The 16,201-nt window shown below is 54.3% G+C and carries 15 protein-coding genes; 11 read left to right on the top strand and 4 right to left on the bottom strand.

Annotated features, from left to right (window positions below):
- The first annotated feature begins 2 nt into the window (after positions 1-2).
- The 6 genes from ACPT9Q_RS02325 to gltX are packed head-to-tail and all read left to right on the top strand — an operon-like array spanning position 3 to position 6,170.
- Positions 3-857: a cell division protein FtsX gene (locus ACPT9Q_RS02325; RefSeq protein ID WP_427366136.1), complete on the top strand. Its 855-nt coding sequence runs from the start codon at positions 3-5 to the stop codon at positions 855-857.
- Positions 854-2,026 (top strand): murein hydrolase activator EnvC family protein, encoded by a 1,173-nt coding sequence (locus ACPT9Q_RS02320; RefSeq protein WP_427366134.1) that lies wholly within the window; start codon positions 854-856, stop codon positions 2,024-2,026. Before ACPT9Q_RS02325 ends, ACPT9Q_RS02320 begins: the two co-directional genes overlap by 4 nt.
- Positions 2,027-2,044: 18 nt before the next feature.
- Positions 2,045-3,220 carry a S41 family peptidase gene (locus ACPT9Q_RS02315; RefSeq protein WP_427366132.1) on the top strand — a complete coding sequence of 392 codons (1,176 nt, stop codon included), beginning with the start codon at positions 2,045-2,047 and terminating at the stop codon, positions 3,218-3,220.
- Positions 3,204-4,286 (top strand): divergent polysaccharide deacetylase family protein, encoded by a 1,083-nt coding sequence (locus tag ACPT9Q_RS02310; RefSeq protein ID WP_427366130.1) that lies wholly within the window; start codon positions 3,204-3,206, stop codon positions 4,284-4,286. The genes ACPT9Q_RS02315 and ACPT9Q_RS02310 overlap by 17 nt, the downstream gene beginning before the upstream one ends.
- Complete coding sequence (locus tag ACPT9Q_RS02305) at positions 4,286-4,705, top strand: PaaI family thioesterase (protein WP_427366128.1); 420 nt, start codon at positions 4,286-4,288, stop codon at positions 4,703-4,705. The genes ACPT9Q_RS02310 and ACPT9Q_RS02305 overlap by 1 nt, the downstream gene beginning before the upstream one ends.
- The gene (gltX, locus tag ACPT9Q_RS02300) at positions 4,698-6,170 is read left to right on the top strand and encodes a glutamate--tRNA ligase (RefSeq protein ID WP_427366126.1); all 1,473 of its coding nucleotides are present in this window, start codon (positions 4,698-4,700) and stop codon (positions 6,168-6,170) included. Before ACPT9Q_RS02305 ends, gltX begins: the two co-directional genes overlap by 8 nt.
- A 3-nt stretch (positions 6,171-6,173) precedes the next feature.
- Here the strand turns inward: gltX and ACPT9Q_RS02295 are convergent, their stop codons facing one another.
- Both ACPT9Q_RS02295 and ACPT9Q_RS02290 read right to left on the bottom strand, forming a co-directional pair.
- Entirely contained in the window at positions 6,174-6,479 is a 306-nt protein-coding gene (locus tag ACPT9Q_RS02295) for a phage holin, LLH family (protein ID WP_017872659.1), read from the bottom strand.
- Positions 6,476-7,015 carry a hypothetical protein gene (locus tag ACPT9Q_RS02290; protein ID WP_427366123.1) on the bottom strand — a complete coding sequence of 180 codons (540 nt, stop codon included), beginning with the start codon at positions 7,013-7,015 and terminating at the stop codon, positions 6,476-6,478. Before ACPT9Q_RS02290 ends, ACPT9Q_RS02295 begins: the two co-directional genes overlap by 4 nt.
- Before the next feature lie 89 nt (positions 7,016-7,104).
- On the opposite strand from ACPT9Q_RS02290, the gene ACPT9Q_RS02285 reads away from it, so the two are divergent.
- The gene (locus ACPT9Q_RS02285; RefSeq protein ID WP_427366122.1) at positions 7,105-8,577 is read left to right on the top strand and encodes a gluconokinase; all 1,473 of its coding nucleotides are present in this window, start codon (positions 7,105-7,107) and stop codon (positions 8,575-8,577) included.
- A gap of 14 nt (positions 8,578-8,591) precedes the next feature.
- On the opposite strand, the gene serC is transcribed toward ACPT9Q_RS02285, so the two are convergent.
- On the bottom strand, positions 8,592-9,677 hold the full coding sequence (serC, locus tag ACPT9Q_RS02280; RefSeq protein ID WP_427366120.1) for a 3-phosphoserine/phosphohydroxythreonine transaminase: 1,086 nt from the start codon (positions 9,675-9,677) through the stop codon (positions 8,592-8,594).
- A gap of 147 nt (positions 9,678-9,824) precedes the next feature.
- Complete coding sequence (locus tag ACPT9Q_RS02275; RefSeq protein WP_427366119.1) at positions 9,825-11,978, bottom strand: methyl-accepting chemotaxis protein; 2,154 nt, start codon at positions 11,976-11,978, stop codon at positions 9,825-9,827.
- Between the two features lie 448 nt (positions 11,979-12,426).
- Here ACPT9Q_RS02275 and ACPT9Q_RS02270 point away from each other — a divergent pair, with 448 nt between their 5' ends.
- The 4 genes from ACPT9Q_RS02270 (at position 12,427) to ACPT9Q_RS02255 (ending at position 16,095) form a co-directional block, all read left to right on the top strand.
- Positions 12,427-13,398: an ATP-binding cassette domain-containing protein gene (locus ACPT9Q_RS02270; protein WP_427366118.1), complete on the top strand. Its 972-nt coding sequence runs from the start codon at positions 12,427-12,429 to the stop codon at positions 13,396-13,398.
- A 20-nt stretch (positions 13,399-13,418) separates the two neighbouring features.
- Entirely contained in the window at positions 13,419-14,231 is an 813-nt protein-coding gene (locus ACPT9Q_RS02265; RefSeq protein ID WP_427366117.1) for an ABC transporter permease, read from the top strand.
- Positions 14,232-14,314: 83 nt separating this feature from the next.
- On the top strand, positions 14,315-14,989 hold the full coding sequence (locus tag ACPT9Q_RS02260; RefSeq protein ID WP_427366116.1) for a response regulator transcription factor: 675 nt from the start codon (positions 14,315-14,317) through the stop codon (positions 14,987-14,989).
- A complete protein-coding gene (locus tag ACPT9Q_RS02255; RefSeq protein ID WP_427366115.1) occupies positions 14,986-16,095 on the top strand; it encodes a sensor histidine kinase in 1,110 nt (369 codons plus the stop codon). The genes ACPT9Q_RS02260 and ACPT9Q_RS02255 overlap by 4 nt, the downstream gene beginning before the upstream one ends.
- Positions 16,096-16,201 lie beyond the last annotated feature (106 nt).

Below are 16,201 nucleotides of genomic sequence, written 5' to 3'. Positions count from 1 at the left end.
GCATGGGGCGTGTTTCCCGCTACATGCTTCGCCGTCCCGGGCTTTTCGTCCTCAGCACGCTGAGTGTCCTTCTGGTTGGTGTTCTGGTGAATGCTGCGGTTTTCGGGTACCTCGAGGCAGTACGATTGCGGGAACACTGGCGCGAGCGTTTCACGATTCGGGCCATTTTCCGGGAGGATGTACGCAGGGAGTTCATGGAACAGATTCGGGAGGAGGTTGCCCGGCATCCCCTGGTGGGGCAAGTGGTTCTGGTCTCGCCTGAAGAGGCGAGGGCCCGTTTCCTGGAACGTCTTGGGCTTTCCGAGGGAGAGGTTGCGGGAGTTTCCTTCCCCGCCTCTCTTGAGGTTGTTCCCCGGCATGTCGAGGATCTCCCTGAAATCGCCGCTATCCTCCGCGAGGAGGGAACCTTTGTCGAAGTATTCTACGGAGGGAAGGAAGTTGAGGGGTTCCTCCGCCTTTTTCGGCTTTTGCTCAAAGCCCTGAGTGGGTTTCTCCTTGGGGTTTTAGGGTTTGGGGTTTTTGTCATCGTGGTGACCACGGCCCTGACGGTGCAACTTCGGGGGAGGGAAGTCGAGGTGCTGTCCCTTGTGGGAGCGCCTTCGGCTTTTTCTCTGGCGCCTTTCCTCTTTGAGGGACTTTTCGGGGGGCTTCTGGGTGGTGCGGGGGCGTACCTTTTGGGCCTTGCCTTCTTTGTGCCCTTCTTCCGCCTTGTGGGTGAGGCCTTCCCTGGGTTTTTGTGGGTGAACGTAGAGGAGCTCCTTGTGGTTCTCCTCCCCCTGGACCTTGGTGTGGGGTGTGGGATGGGCGTTCTGGGGGTACTCTTGGGACACTGGAGGGCCCGGAGGAGAAGGCCGTGAGGCGTGCTGTGCTCATCCTCCTTGTCGTGCTCTTTATGTGTTCACCCTGGGCTCTGGGGAGCCCGGGTTCTCTCGAGGACGAAATTGCCCTGCAGACGAGGAAACTCGAGGAACTCCGGAAGGAACAGGCACGCCTTGAGAGTGAACTCAAAAAGGTGCTCTCAAGCGCGAAGGACCTCTCCAGTGAACTCGCTAAGCTCGAAAAGCAGATTGCCGCTGCCGAGGCAGATATCGCAAAATCCCGGGAACGGATTCTTGCTTTGGAGAAGCAGAGGAAGCAGCTTGAGCGGGAAGTGGAGAGCTTGCAGAGAGGTATTCTTCAGGAGAAAAGCAGCCAGGAGGCAATTGCCAGAGGGGCTTACCGGGTAGACACCGGTGAGATGGTGCTGCAGAGTCTCATCAGCGGGGTTTCCCCAGCCGAGTGGGAGGCCGATGTTTACTGGGCTGCGCAGTGCCTCAGGGCGAAAAGTAGTACCATCGAGGAGGCCTCAAGAAAACAGAGGGAATTGGCGGGAAAGCTCGAGGAGATCAAGCAGCGCATCCGCCTCGAGGTGGTGCTGAAAGAACGGCTGGTCCTTGAGAATCGACGCCTTACCGAGCTCAGGAAAGCCCGGGAAGAGATTCTTCGGCGTCTGGAGCATGATCGGGCCCGCCTTGAGAAAAATCGCAAAGATCTCGTCCAGGCCCAGAGGAACCTCGAAGCTACCCTGGCTAGACTCCGGGAGGAACTGGCAAGGAAGAAAGCGCCCTCTCCTCCTCAAGTTCCAGTGAAGCGTGGACGGCTCTTCTGGCCGGTGTCGGGAGGAACGATCTTCCGCCGGTTTGGAGAGTGGAAAGACGCTCACTACGGCATCACCTTCTACAATCCCGGAATCGACATCGCCTGTCCGGTGGGAACCCCGGTGTACGCTGCGGCCGATGGCGTGGTGCTTCTTGCGAGCACCATCAGGGGGTATGGAAAAACCATCATTATCGATCATGGGAACGACCTGGTCACCGTGTACGCCCATCTTGGAGAGATTCGGGTGCAGGCGGGTGATACGGTCAGGGGAGGGCAGGTCATTGCACTGAGTGGGGACTCTGGTCTTGTGGAGCGACCAGTGGTACACTTTGAGGTGCGGGTGGGCACAAGCGCTCGTGAGGAGGACCCCCTTCTCTGGCTTCAGTGAATTCGAGGTGAAGAGTTCATGCGGCGAAGAAGACTCTGGTTGCAAGTATTTCTGGGGATTCTCGTGGGGTGTGGGACACTCCTTCTCTTCTTTGAGTGGGAATTCCTGGCCTTTGGCCTTGGAAAAGAAAAGGGTTTTGAGAACTGGGAGCCGCTTTTTGAGACCATATCTCTCATCCGGGAGAAATTCTACTCAGAACAGCCTGTAGACGAGGGGAAACTCCTTGAAGAGGCTATCCGGGGTGTGCTTCGAGCCCTTCCGGACCCTTACGCCCGTTACCTCGATCCCGAGGACTACAAGATTGAGACCAGTGACACCCTGGAAGGGGCTTTTTCGGGAATCGGAATTGTTATCGCCATCCGGGATGAAAAGCTCACCGTTGTTTCCCCTATTGCGGGTTCTCCTGCGGAAAGAGCGGGAGTGAAGGCAGGAGACGTGATTCTGGCAATTGACGGGGAGTCAACCCTTGGCATGTCCCTGGACCAGGCGGTGAAGAAAATGCGGGGGCCGGAGGGGACCAAAGTTGTGCTCACCTTGAAGCGGGAAGGGGTTCCAGAGGACATCACCGTGGAGATTGTTCGAAGCATCATCAAAATCCAGAGCGTGAGCGCCGAGGTGCTCCCTGAGGGTATCGGCCTTGTGCGGATTTCCGAGTTTCACGGACGGACGGCCGATGAGGTCCAGAAAGTCCTCACCGACCTCATCGCACAGGGAGTGACGGGGTTCATCCTTGACCTTCGCAACAACCCTGGGGGATTGCTTTCGGCAGCACTTGTCACCGCAGGGTTCTTTGTGCCCTATGGGGAAAAACTCCTCCTTGTGGAAGACCGGAACGGCAAGCGCGAGGCCATCACAAACTTCATACACCCCCTGGTCTCGACTCCCGTGGTGGTCCTGGTGAATCGGGGGACGGCGAGTGGTGCGGAAATCCTTGCAGGGATTCTCCGTCTTGCGGTCCACGCCCCCCTTGTGGGGGAGAAGACCTTCGGCAAGGGTGTCATCCAGGAGATTTCCCCCCTGTCGCACGGAGGAGGCGTCATCTTCACGGTTTCTAAGTACTACCTTGCCGATGGCACGGACATCAACGGTCAGGGGCTTATTCCTGATGTCCTGGCAAGTGGTGAAGACGAGCAGCTGAAGCGGGGCATCAAAGAGCTCAAAAAACTCCTCAAGGACCATGCCCTGGCCTCGTAGATTCCTTTTCTTTCTCCTTTTTGGGCTTTTAGCCTGGGGAGTGGTGCTCTTTGCCCTGGGCTTTGAAACACGACTTTTTGAGGAGGGTCAGGCCGCCCTTTCCCGGGCACTCTTTCGGGGGGTAGGAAGGGAACTCGCCCTGCTTGTGCTCCATGAGGTCAAAAGGCATAGCCTCTCCTTTCAGGTTCTCCGTTATCCTCTTCCTGAGAGACCTTCCTTCGAGGTTGAGGTGGTGCTTGAGAACGCTCGGCAGAGGGAGCGTCTCCTGAAGCACCTTGAAGTCCTCCTTGCTCCTCTGCGGCCCTTCGGCCTCTGGGGGAAGGAGGTGGAGGGTGACGATTACCGTCTTTTCTGGGGAGAAGAGGAGTGGTTCCGCTTCTACCTTCGCCTCAGGCGGGTTTTCCGGGTTGCCATCGTTATCGACGACATCGGGTACGATGTGCCTCTGGCGGAGAAGTTTTTCTCCCTTCCAGTCAAGCTCAACGTGGCGGTGTTCCCTCATCTTCCTCATGGCCCGCACCTTGCCCGACGGGCCGAAGAAAGCGGGAAAGAGGTGCTCATCCACTTCCCGATGGAGGCGATGGATCCTGGGGAGAACTTGGGGGAGCGGTTTTTGCTCCGAAGCGGTGCCTCCAAAGAAGAGGTGGTGCGGATGCTTGAGGAAGCCTTCCGGCGCATTCCTCAGGCAAAAGGTCTCAACAACCACAAGGGTTCCAGGGCCACGCAGGACGAGCGCCTGATGGCACTCTGTGCCCTGGTCCTCCGGGAGAAGAACGCCTATTTTCTGGACAGTCTTACCACGCCGCGTTCTGTGGCCTTTCGGGTGATGAAGAGCATGGGCGTTCGGGCACTTCGCCGGGATGTTTTCCTTGACGGAGAGCCTGCCGTTGAATATGTTCTGAGACAACTCGAAGTCACTCTGGCCGTAGCGAAAAAGCAGGGTTTTGCCGTGGCCATCGGGCATCCGAAGGAAGTCACCTATGAGGCGCTGAGGCGCTTTCTGGAAAGGCCGCATCCGGAGTACGAATTCGTCTTTCTCTCTGAAATATTTGAGGATGGAGGTTGATGCTTGTGGAATTTGTGGACGACCGGAGGTGTTTCTTCTGTGGGGAGCAAAATCCCCGCGGGTTTTCGCTCCGCTTTCGGGAAGAGAATGGGTGGACGGTGGCAGAAACCGTTGTCCCCTGGTACCTGCAGGGCTTTGCCGGGGTGGTCCATGGGGGGATTGTGGCGTCGCTCCTTGACGAGGTGATGTCCCACAGCGTGAAGCACGCGGGGATTTTTGCTGTCACCGGAACGCTCAAGGTAAAGTACCTCAAGCCCTGCCCGACAGAGAAGATTCTGCTCCTTCGGGGGCAGGTCCGAAGGCGGGAAGGAAGGATTGTTGCGGCTTTTGGAGAAATTCTCTATGATGGGGAGAGGGTTGCGGAAGCCGAAGGCATCTTCGTCATCCCGAAGGATAAGGGAGTGAGAAACCGTGAATGAGACCGTCCGGGTTCGCTTTGCGCCAAGCCCCACAGGGTTTCTGCACCTTGGAGGGGCACGCACAGCGCTCTTTAACTGGGCTTTTGCCCGGAAGTACGGAGGAGTATTTGTCCTCCGGATTGAGGACACGGACCTTGCCCGTTCCACGGAAGAATCCGTGCAGGTGATTCTCGAGAGCCTCAGGTGGCTTGGGCTTTTGTGGGATGAAGGACCGGAGGTTGGCGGGCCCTACGGGCCCTATTTCCAGAGCCAGCGGTTGCACCTGTACCGGGAGTACGCTGAAAGGCTCCTTGAGAAAGGTCTGGCCTATGAGTGTTTCTGTACCCCTGAGGAACTGAAAGAGCGGAAAGAACGGGTCATCGCCCAGGGGAAGAGTTGGCGATATGACCGGCGCTGTCTCCACCTGAGTGCGAGAGAACGGGAGGCTTTTCGCCGGGAAGGGCGGAAACCCGCACTGCGTTTCCGAATTCCGGAGGGAACGACGACCTTTGTGGACATGCTTCGGGGGGATGTGACCTTTGACAACAGTGAGCTTGACGATTTCGTCATTCTGAAGTCCGACGGTATGCCGACGTACAATTTCGCCTGTGTGGTGGACGATGCGCTCATGCGCATCACCCACGTCATTCGGGGCGATGACCACATCTCCAATACCCCTCGCCAGGTCTTGCTGTATGAGGCTTTTGGGTTTCCCTGCCCGCAATTTGCTCATATCCCTATGATTCTTGGAAAGGACAGGACCCGCCTGAGCAAACGCCATGGTTCACCCTCGGTGACCTATTACCGGGATATGGGGTACCTCCCTGAAGCCATGGTGAACTACCTTGCCCGGTTGAGCTGGGCAACGGGGGAAGAGGAGAAGGAGATTTTTACCCGAGAGGAAATCATCGAGCGGTTCTCCCTTGAGCAGGTCACCAAGCACGCCGCGATCTTCGACCTTGATAAGCTCAACTGGATGAACGGGGTCTATCTCAGGGCAGCTGACCCTGAGAGGCTTGCGGAAATCCTCATCGACATCCTCAAGCGCCAGGGGAAGGTTACGGAAAAAGACCTCACACCGGAGTTTTTCGCCTACTGCAGGAGGGTTATGGCCCTCATGCGGGATCGCATCCGGTACGTGGCACAAATTCTCGAGGAGGCAGAGTACTTCTTCACCGAGCACTACGAGTATGATCCTCAGGCGGTGGAGAGCGTGCTCTTTGAGGAGAAGGTGCCCGAGATTCTCAGGACTTCTTATGAGCTTCTGAAGGACCTTGAGCCCTTTGACGCGCAAACCATCGAAAAGGCCATACGGGCTGAGGCGGAGCGGCGAGGCCTCAAAGCGGCGCAGTTCATCCACCCCCTTCGGGTGGCGGTATCGGGGAAAAAGGTCGGTCCGGGGCTCTTTGAGCTCCTCGAGGTTCTGGGGAAGGAGCGGGTCCTTGCCCGCATCGCAAGGACCCTGGGGTTTTTGGAGAGAGGTTGAGGGTTATCTTGTTCTTTCCAGTTTCTGGTAAGCGGCTCGGACCTTGGCTTCGGCTTCCGCATCGTCGAGGGGAATCCCGAGCCGCTCGCAGCACCTTTTCAGGTACTGAATGGCCTCTCTGAGCTTTTCGAGGCCTCGCTTTTCGGGGAAGGCGTCCTCTACAAAGAGCACCGCTTCCTCCGCAAGGTCCAGGATTTTCCGGTACCGGTCAAGCGTCAGGCGATCCACATGCCATCGGGAGAAGATATAGCTTCCCAGCCCAAGCAAAAAGAGTGAAGCTGCCGAGAGCAAGAAGTCCTGGAAGTTCACTGTTCTTCCCCCTTTCGGAAGAGGTTGTAGAAGTACCGCACATTGTCCACCCAGAACCTGTTGAGCCCCTTCGGGTCGTTTTCCGCCCCAACCGGTGCCCAGCGCTTCCCCAGGAAGGCGATGAAGTCCTTTTCACCGCTTTCTCTGAAGCGATCGAAGTTCTTTTTCACCGTGGCGCAGGCCCACTCAGCCTGGGTCTTTAAGTCCGTGTCTTTTGCCGCCACTATCCCGAATTCGAAGCCTTTCCGCCCCCGCTCGGCCTCCCGGATGGCTAAAAGCAGAGCGTAAGGATTCACGGGGTAGGACTCGTTTTGCGGGAAGTAGCGCCGGGCCACCTCGAGGATTACCGGGAGCTCTTCAGGGAAGGAGAAGGAGAAGAGGACCGTTTCGGGGTTCAGTCCCTGGTCTTTCAGAAACCGCGTGAGAGAAGGAGAGGACTGGACATAGGCGGCAAGGAGCGTCAGGGCATCATCAAGAAAAGCCCGGGCGAGCTCAACCACGTGCTGCACGTCTTTGAGTGTTGGTTCTCGATGCATGGACAACCTCCTTTCGTACATGTCTTCCTATTCTTTAAAGGAAATGGGTGACAGGGCTATAATAGGAAAAAGCGTCCGGGGGGATACCGGTGACTCAAGGGCTTTTCCTCTGTGCAGATATCGGCACGTCGTCCCTGAAAGTCTGTGTGTTTGACCAAAGCGGCAATATCCTCTTTTCAACGAAAAGGGAATACCCCACCCTTTCTCCTGCCCCAGGATACGCAGAGCAGGACCCGGGGGAAATTTTCAGTGCCCTTGCCGGAGCAGTGAAGGAGGCAGTTTCGTCCTTTCCTGGAAGCTCTTTCGAAGCGCTGAGCTTTGACACCATGCTCCACAGCCTCCTTCTTGTGGATGGCAATTTCACTCCCCTTGCCCCTCTCTGGAACTGGATGGACACCCGCTCTTTCCAGGAAGTTGAGGAATTCCGGGAATCCTATGAAAAGGAACGCCTCTACGAGCTGACAGCTGCACCACTCCACACCATCTACCATCCTTCCCGAATCCTGTGGTTCAGGAAACACCACGGGGGCCTCTGGGAGAGGGTTTCGAAAATCCTGAGCATCAAGGACTGGGTGCTCGTTCAGCTCACGGGGGAGCTTTGCTGCGATTGCTCGACGGCTTCAGGGACAGGACTTCTTGAGGTGCAGAGGAAGGCGTGGAGCAGGAAGATGTGCGACCTTCTTGGGATTTCCCCGGAGCTCCTTCCCCCCCTTGTGGAGCCGGATTTTGCGGCGCCACTCATGAACCGGGAATTCGCCGCTTCCACCGGTTTACCTTTGGGGATACCTGTTGTGTGGGGTGGTGGGGACGGTCCTTTTGCCAATCTTGGAGAGGGGTGTTTTCGAGAAGGCGAAATGGTCGTGAGCGTCGGGTCTTCAGGGGCCGTTCGCATGTGTGCCCTCCGGCCGGTCATCGACCCCGGGAAACGGGCCTGGTGTTACTACCTTGCTTCCGACATCTGGGTTGGGGGAGGGGCCATCAACAACGGGGGTATCGTCTTTTCGTGGATGCGGGACCTCTTGCGGGAAGGTGAGGTCACTCTCGACCTTTCCCGGCGGCGTCCGCTCTTTTTGCCCTTTCTCACTGGAGAGCGAAGCCCCTACTGGGACCCCTATGCCCGGGGGATTCTCTTCGGGCTCTCCTTCTTCCATACCCCGGAGGCTCTTCTCCAGGCGGCCTATGAGAGTGTGGCTTTTTCGATTCGCGCCGTTTTCGACATGCTCCGGGAGGTCATGGGGGAGCCCAGGAAGGTGGTGATTGGCGGAGGGTTTGCCCTTTCAGAGAACGGAAAGAGGGTGCTCTGCGATGTTCTGGGTGTCCCGGTGGCGGTGAGCAGTTACCCCTCTTCCTCCGCCAAGGGGGCATTCCTCGTCGCCCTGAAGGCCCTGGGATATGTCCGGTCCTTCGAGGAGTTCCCTGAGGAGTTCTTTCCCACCGAAGGCCAGGTCACCCCTGACGCAAACGCCCACGCTTTGTACGAAAAGCTTTTCCGCCTCTTCAAGCGGCTCTACGAGGTGAACGCACCGCTTTTTCGGGAGTTCGCAAAGCTTGGCCTTGCCTGAGGGACGAGCGTCCCTCAGGCGTTTTTTCGGGCAAACTCCTGCATGAAGTCCACGAGTGCCTGCACCGCCTCCACGGTGACGGCGTTGTAGAGGGAGGCCCGGCATCCTCCTACAGAGCGGTGTCCTTTAAGCCCCACAAGACGTGCTTTCTCTGCCTCTTTCACGAATTTGTCTTCTAATTCTGGGCTGGGGAGACGAAAGACCACGTTCATCATGGACCGGTCTTCGGGCACCACAGGGCAGGTATAGAAGTCCTGGCTGTCGAGGTAGTCGTAGAGGATTTTCGCCTTCTTTCGGTTGATGGCCTCCATGTTTTCCAGACCTCCAACCGTTTCCTCAAGCCATTCAAGGACGAGGTCGACCACATAGATGGCAAAGCAGGGCGGGGTGTTGTAGAGGGAGTTCGATTCAACAAACGTGGAGTACCGGAGCATAGTGGGGAGGTTTTTGGGGATGCGTTCCAGCATGTCCTCCCGGATAATGACCACGGTGACCCCTGCAGGACCCAGGTTTTTCTGCGCCCCAGCATAGATGAGTCCAAAGGGCGAGGGGTCAAAGACCCGGCTTAAGATATCCGAGGACATGTCGCTCACCAGGGGGACATTCCCCACCCTGGGGAAGTGGTGCCACTGGGTGCCCTCAATGGTGTTGTTTGAGGTGAGGTGGAGATAGGCGAGGTTTTCATCGACAGTGAAGTTCTTGGGGATATGGATGTAATTTTGCGCTTTAGAGGATGCCACCACCTGCACGTCTTTCCCCAGAATCTGGGCTTCCTTGAGGGCCTTGGAGGCCCAGTATCCGGTGTCCACGTACCCTGCGGGTTTCCCTTCAAGCGCCAGGTTCATCGGGACCATGGCGAACTGGAGGCTCGCTCCGCCCTGGAGGAAAACCACGTGGAAACGGTTGTCAAGTTTCAGGAGCCTTTTGAGCCTTGCTGCGGCATCGTTGAGGACGTCTTCAAAGGTCCTCGAGCGATGGCTGACTTCAAGGATGGACATCCCTGTGCCACGGAAGTTGAGCATTTCGTCACGGATTCGCTCAAGTACTGGCAGGGGCAAGGCCGCTGGACCAGGATTAAAAGTGTACGCCCGCTCTTCCATTTCCCTTCCTCCCTCGTTCTGGCTTTTCCCGGATATTCTACCATTTCCCGGGAGGAGGTGTCCGCCTTTTCAGCTGCGCTCAGGGTGAAGAGGTAGAAGCCTGAAAAACCGTCGCTTCCGGACGTCCGGAAGCGACGGTTGGGGAACTCACACACTGAACTGGTGTACGGTGCTCTGCAGTTCCTCAGCCAGTTTTGCGAGTGACTCACTGGCAGAAGCAATCTCCTCTAAAGACGCACTCTGCTCCTCGGTGGATGCAGAGACTTCCTGGCTTGAGGCAGCATTCTCCTCGGAGATAGAAGCGATGTTGCTCAGCCGTTCCTTGACTGCCTGAACTTCCTGCTGGGTTTTTTCTACCAGCCTCACAATATCCTGGGAGAGGCTTTCCACTTCCTGTTCCCGTTTTTCGATGGCTTCCTGGGCTTTTTTGACCTTCTTCAGGGCTTCCCGGAGCATCTCAGTGTCCTCATGGACTTTCCGAATGGCAGCCATGATCCCTGCGAATTTCTCTTCCACCTGCCTGCTCTCTCGGGTTCCTTCCTCCACTTCCTTGCTGGCTTCTTCGGCGCGCTGCACGGCCTGCTCAGTATCTTTCTGGATTTCTCCGATGAGAGTAGCAATCTGGGCAGCGGCCTGGGCGGAGTTTTCGGCGAGTTTCCGGACTTCTTCGGCCACCACGGCAAAGCCTCGTCCTGCCTCTCCGGCTCTTGCAGCCTCAATGGCAGCGTTCAGGGCAAGGAGGTTCGTCTGCTCCGCAATCCCGGTGATGATATCCACGATTTTTCCGATTTCCTGGGAACGGCCTTTGAGGGTGGTGATGCTGTGGCGGATTTGCAGGGCCACCTGGGTGATACTCTGGATGCGGGAGAGGAGTCCAGAGAGGAGATTCTTCCCTTCCTGAGCCTCTTTCTCCGCCTTTTCGCTTTCCTCTTCAGTGAGGGTTACGGCTCGCTCAATGGACTGAATCGCTTCCTCGTTTTCCCGGATGCTTTCCATCATCTCACCGAGAAGCCGGAGGTTCCGCTCGGTGGCCTCCTGGACTTTCCGGGTTGCTTCCTCCACCAGACGGGTGTTCTCTTCCAGCTTCCCCAGGTCTTCACTCTGATGGGCGGAACCCTCGGCCACCTGAGACATGGTCTTGGCGATTTCCTGGGTGGCTTTGGAGATTTCTTCCACCGAGGAAGAGAGTTCCTCGCTGGAGGCGGCCAGCTGGGAGGCGATGTTCATGATGTTTCGCACCAGCTGCCGGAGACTGGTAAGCATGAGTCGGGAAGACTGGGCCAGTACTCCAATTTCGTCTTGGCTTTTTTCCACCTCCTTGAGGGCCTCTTCCTCCATCCCCAGGTTCCCGGTAGCGATCTGGCTTAGGACGTCCTTCACTCGGGTGATTCCTTGGCTCATCCGGGAAGAGACCCACAGAGAAAGAAGCGTCACCAAAACGGCCACTCCCACGATGATGAGGAGAATCAGGTTCCGGAGGGATACCACCTGGCCGTAGACTTCTTCGGCCGGAACGGTACTCACCACCGTCCAGCGGGCAAGAGGTACCGGGCTAAAGGCCAGGAGTTCCTTTTTTCCTCCTACCGTGACTTCGGCAGAGCCTTTCTCTCCCTGGAGCATCCGCTGTCCCAAAGCATTAAGTTCCTGGGAGTCGGTTTCAGTGATCTTCTGCTTCAGAATCAGGCTCTCATCGGGATGAGCCATGATGAATCCCTGGGAGTCAACGAGATACCCGTAGCCGGTCTTTCCCAGCTTGATGGAGGAGACCAGCTGTGACAGTACTTTGGCTTCGACAACCTTGCTCACGATACCCCGGGGTTTCCCGTCAACGAGAACGGGGCAGGCAATCATCACGATTTTTTTTCCGTCCATCTTCGAGATAAGCATGTTCGAGACCTGGGGTTTGCCTGTAGCCATGGCGTTCTTGAAATAGGCTCGCTCGGAGACGTTGATGGAAGGATTTATGGCCGAAAATGTGTCGCCGTTTTCGTTAGCAAAGAAGATATCGTCAAGCGTGGGGTCACTCTGGAGGAGGGTCTTGAGGATGGGCACGATGACTTCCGGATTCAGTGTTTTTATTTCTTCGAGCTGAACCAGTTTTTCCAGGCGCCCGATTTTCTCCTCAAGCCAGATTTCAATGGCTGAGGCTGTGGATGCCGTAAGGGTCAGGGCTCTCTCTTTTGCTTCTCTGGTAAGGTTTTCCTGAAAGGTCATGGTGCTGTAATAGGTGAGAGCAAGGAGCGGCACGACCGAGAGGACCAGGAACCAGAAAAGAAGCTTAACTTTGATGGTTTTTACCATAGAACTTCACCCCTTTAGATTATGGATATGTGGCTTTGGGCAAACCGGCGAAATGATACCACGGAATGCCTGCCTGGGCAACACTGTTTATGAGTTCATATCATGTGGGATACCCGGAAGGCCCGGCATCTCCCGTTCCCTGGAATTCCTCCCTCCGGGCTCCGGTGTGGTCTTCTTCCGTCAAACCACTGGTCCTGAAGCCTACCTTCTTCTCGCAGTTGCAGGGAATTTTTTCTGGGAGGTTTGATCTGAAGTCCATCAGGTCTTTTTGGAAATCCCTCCGGTTTTCCTCCACAGACAGAAGTATTCGGGCTTTCCTGTCTTCGCAGGGTAACGGCCGCGGACAGGTTCTTGCAGGGTTATCTACCGTGAATCCTTTCCATTCATATTCAGTTCACAAAAGGGCATTAGAATTACCACGGACAAGGCTCAAGGGAGGTACATTTTTATGTGTGATGCGCAATTTCCTCATAGCGAGTGGGCCCTGGAAGCACAAGGGCTTGTAAAAACATTTGGAAAAAATCGAGTGATCGATGGTGTCAGTTTAAACGTGCGTAGTGGCACGGTTTTTTGCGTGCTTGGGGCTAATGGAGCAGGCAAAACAACCCTGATCCGAATGTTGGGAACGCTGTTGCTTCCTGATGAAGGGTGGATACGCGTCTTTGGACATGATGTGGTTAAGGAAGCTCATATCGTCCGTCAGCTTATCAGTGTGACCGGTCAATACGTATCATTGGATGAATCGCTCAGTGTCGTGGAAAATTTAATGGTTATCTCCCGACTGCTCGGATTGAGTCGTACAGAAGCAAGGCGCAGGATTAATGAGCTGGTGGAAGAGTTTGGGTTGGTGGAAGTAGCAAAGTATCAGGTAAAAAACCTCTCTGGCGGCATGCGACGTCGCTTAGATCTTGCAGCAAGTTTTATTGTTCAACGTCCACTTCTGTTCCTGGATGAACCAACAACAGGGTTGGACCCCCATGGACGCAATCAAGTGTGGAACACAATTCGACAGTTGGTAAAAACAGGTTCAACCGTAATCCTGACGACTCAGTACTTGGAAGAGGCAGAAGAACTCGCCGATCGGATTGCAGTGATTGATTCTGGTCGAGTTGCTGTTGAAGGAAGTGTAGACGAATTGAAAGCACTGCTTGGTGATTCAGTACTGCAGCTGAGAGTTGAAAATCCTCATGATGTTGAAATTCTAAAAAGAGTGGTGGAAGAAGTTCTTGGAACCCGATCTGATATGGATTTTGTTCCAGAGACGGGGGGCGTTAAGATACTCCTACCTGACACCGAGCAACTTATAGATTTCCTTGTTAAACTTCGCGAAGCAAACATAAGGGTTGTTGAGGTTGGTGTTCGAAGACCAACCCTCAACGAAGTTTTTCTTGCCATTGTAAGCAGAAAGAAAAACGGATAAAAGTTGAGGAGGCGATGTTTATGAACATTAACACCGCTACTGCTGGTTGCCGATTAGGAAGCCGTCCGAGTCTCACTCAGGCAATGCAAAACTCGTTGGTGTTAGCCTACAGAAGCTTGCTAAAGGTTTGGCACACACCTGAACAGTTAGCCGATGTCGTATTCCAGCCAATCATCTTTATTCTCGTTTTCAGTTACGTCTTTGGTGGGGCAATTGCTGGAAGTGTGCAAGGATATCTTCCAATTCTTATTCCTGCGATTTGGGTTCAGAGCTTACTCCAGGCTTCGGCTATAACAGGAGTGCAACTGCGCGAGGACATGGACACAGGGGTGTTCGACCGATTTAAATCGCTTCCAATCGCGCGAATCGCTCCGCTGGCTGGGCCTATATTGGCAGATATATTCCGGTACACCATCGCAACAGTATCTACCTTTGTTATAGGGTACATTATTGGCTATCGCCCAGCAGGAGGAGTGGAGAGTGTGGCACTTGCAGCGCTGCTGGTCATTGGATGCAGCTGGGGTATCAGCTGGATCTTCGCTTTTTTAGGGGTAATTGCACGCACAGCTTCAAGCGTCCAGGCGATTTCAATGCTTGTGCTGTTTCCGCTCATGTTTTTTTCTAATGCATTTGTGCCGATCGAGACACTGCCCCACTGGCTCCGGTGGTTTGTGAAAATTAACCCGGTCTCACATATTATCACTGCTGTTCGTGAATTAACCAATGTTGGGAAGATTGGACCTGATTTTATCGTCTCTCTTGTCGGAACGGCGGTTATCGTTGCAATTTTTGCACCTATAACGGTACGTGTATATGCGCGGAGAACTACCTGACACTTCCGGTATCATTACCCTTTGGCACATGGTCAGGTGCTGTGAACCAGACGGAGTGATAGTCGACAAGGAGGGTGATGTTGATGGCCCGGATCCTGGTGGTTGATGATGACGCTCATATACGGGAACTCGTTGCACATTTTTTAGCCCTTGAAGGATTCGACATATATGAAGCGGCGGATGGGAAAGAAGCGTTAACACTCCTTGAGACACTCAAAATTGATTTAGTTGTATTAGACATTATGATGCCCGAGATGGACGGGTGGGATTTGTGCCGTGACCTTCGTAAGTATTACGGTGATATTCCAGTATTGATATTGACAGTCAAAGGTGAAACATCTCAAAAAGTGAAAGGGTTTGAGCTTGGCGCTGATGACTATCTCGTCAAACCGTTCGATCCGGCTGAGCTTGTGGCGCGAGTGAAGGCTCTGCTTAGACGGTACCGGATCACAGCGTCGCAGATTGTCCAGATCGGCAATTTGGTGTTGAACCGTAAGACGTACGAATGCCGTTTAGGTGAAGAAGAACTCGCATTGCCACCAAAAGAATTTGAGGTGCTGTTCAGGTTGGCCAGCTATCCTGGAAAAACGTTTACGCGTGACGAGTTGATTGAAGAAGTCTGGGGTTACGATTATGAAGGGGATGAGCGGACAGTTGACGTACATATTAAACGGCTTCGGGAGCGATTTTCGAAATACAATCTGTTTGTGATTAAAACAGTTCGTGGGTTAGGCTATCGGCTGGAGGTATGCAAATGAAGCGGATATGGTCAGTGGTAAAGAGAATGTCAGCTGTTACTGCATTAATCGGCCTTCTCTGTTTATCTTGGGTAGCCGTGTATCTCGTTACAGAAGCAATTTGTGCTCGATTCTCAAGGCAGCTACCAGGATTGGTCCAGCAAATCATTATCTCTATCTCCGGGCTCTTTCTATATGGTGTGAGTACAAGGCTGACTGGGTTATTATCACGGCTTGTTATTGCATCCAGGGAGGGATGGGAGCACCCTTTCTGGCAAGATATGGTGAATGCCATAGATAGAATCGCGAAGGGAGATTTTCGTGTTGACCTTGACAGATGGACTAAGTTAAACCACCCGTTTACGGAATTAGTTGATCGTATTAACAGTATGGCCGCCAGCTTGAGCGCAATGGAGGAAATGCGCCAGGAATTTATCTCGAATGTTGCGCACGAAATTGGTTCCCCACTCACTTCGATCAGGGGGTTTGCTCGAGCCTTAAAAAATGAGAATCTTAGTCGCGAACAACGGATACATTACCTTGACGTTATCGAGGACGAATGTATCCGATTGTCAAAGCTGAGCGAGAATTTGTTGCGACTGGCAATGTTAAACTCAGAGCATTACCCGTTCCATCCAACTTCATACCGTTTGGATAAACAGTTGAAATCGCTCATTCTTGAATGCGAACCACAATGGGCTGGAAAGGAGCTGAACATGTGTGTGATGCTGGAAGAAGTTGTCATTACGGCAGATCATGATTTGATGAGTCAGGTCTGGTTGAACCTCATTGATAACGCGATCAAGTTTACACCGAAAGGAGGAACAATCACGATGCGGCTTCAACAACACGGAGAGCAGGCGATTGTCACCATTTCAGACACCGGACCGGGAATTGCAGAACACGATCTACCACGTATTTTTGAACGATTCTATAAGGTGGACAAATCCCGCAATCGTGCTGCTGGTGGTAGCGGGCTTGGATTATCCATTGTGAAAAAGATAGTCGATATGCATCGGGGGAATATTTCCGTTCGCAGCCGCCTTGGTGAAGGAACAGAATTTATCGTCCAGTTGCCCCTCCGCCTTCAAGATTGTATGTTTCAGCGGCTTTCTGTAACGGGATAAGCATGTAAGAACTTGGACGTAACCGGGCTGGGAGGTTTGTTTTTCTTTTTGATCTGCTCCCACTTTTGCGCCTCTGGCAACAGAGAAAAAGAGGCTTTCAGGAAGT

The sequence above is a fragment of the Candidatus Caldatribacterium saccharofermentans genome (assembly GCF_050267035.1).
Lineage (GTDB): Bacteria > Atribacterota > Atribacteria > Atribacterales > Caldatribacteriaceae > Caldatribacterium > Caldatribacterium saccharofermentans.
The sequence above is the reverse complement of the archived record's forward strand: the minus strand, read 5'-3'. Positions and strand labels throughout refer to the sequence as shown.

Bases quoted from the DNA above. Each gene is read 5' to 3' on its own strand.
- ACPT9Q_RS02325 (WP_427366136.1), top strand. From the start codon at position 3: ATGGGGCGTGTTTCCCGCTACATGCTTCGCCGTCCCGGGCTTTTCGTC.
- ACPT9Q_RS02315 (WP_427366132.1), top strand. From the start codon at position 2,045: ATGCGGCGAAGAAGACTCTGGTTGCAAGTATTTCTGGGGATTCTCGTG.
- ACPT9Q_RS02310 (WP_427366130.1), top strand. From the start codon at position 3,204: ATGCCCTGGCCTCGTAGATTCCTTTTCTTTCTCCTTTTTGGGCTTTTA.
- ACPT9Q_RS02305 (WP_427366128.1), top strand. From the start codon at position 4,286: ATGCTTGTGGAATTTGTGGACGACCGGAGGTGTTTCTTCTGTGGGGAG.
- ACPT9Q_RS02290 (WP_427366123.1), bottom strand. From the start codon at position 7,015: ATGCATCGAGAACCAACACTCAAAGACGTGCAGCACGTGGTTGAGCTC.
- serC (WP_427366120.1), bottom strand. From the start codon at position 9,677: ATGGAAGAGCGGGCGTACACTTTTAATCCTGGTCCAGCGGCCTTGCCC.
- ACPT9Q_RS02275 (WP_427366119.1), bottom strand. From the start codon at position 11,978: ATGGTAAAAACCATCAAAGTTAAGCTTCTTTTCTGGTTCCTGGTCCTC.
- ACPT9Q_RS02270 (WP_427366118.1), top strand. From the start codon at position 12,427: ATGTGTGATGCGCAATTTCCTCATAGCGAGTGGGCCCTGGAAGCACAA.
- ACPT9Q_RS02265 (WP_427366117.1), top strand. From the start codon at position 13,419: ATGAACATTAACACCGCTACTGCTGGTTGCCGATTAGGAAGCCGTCCG.
- ACPT9Q_RS02260 (WP_427366116.1), top strand. From the start codon at position 14,315: ATGGCCCGGATCCTGGTGGTTGATGATGACGCTCATATACGGGAACTC.
- ACPT9Q_RS02255 (WP_427366115.1), top strand. From the start codon at position 14,986: ATGAAGCGGATATGGTCAGTGGTAAAGAGAATGTCAGCTGTTACTGCA.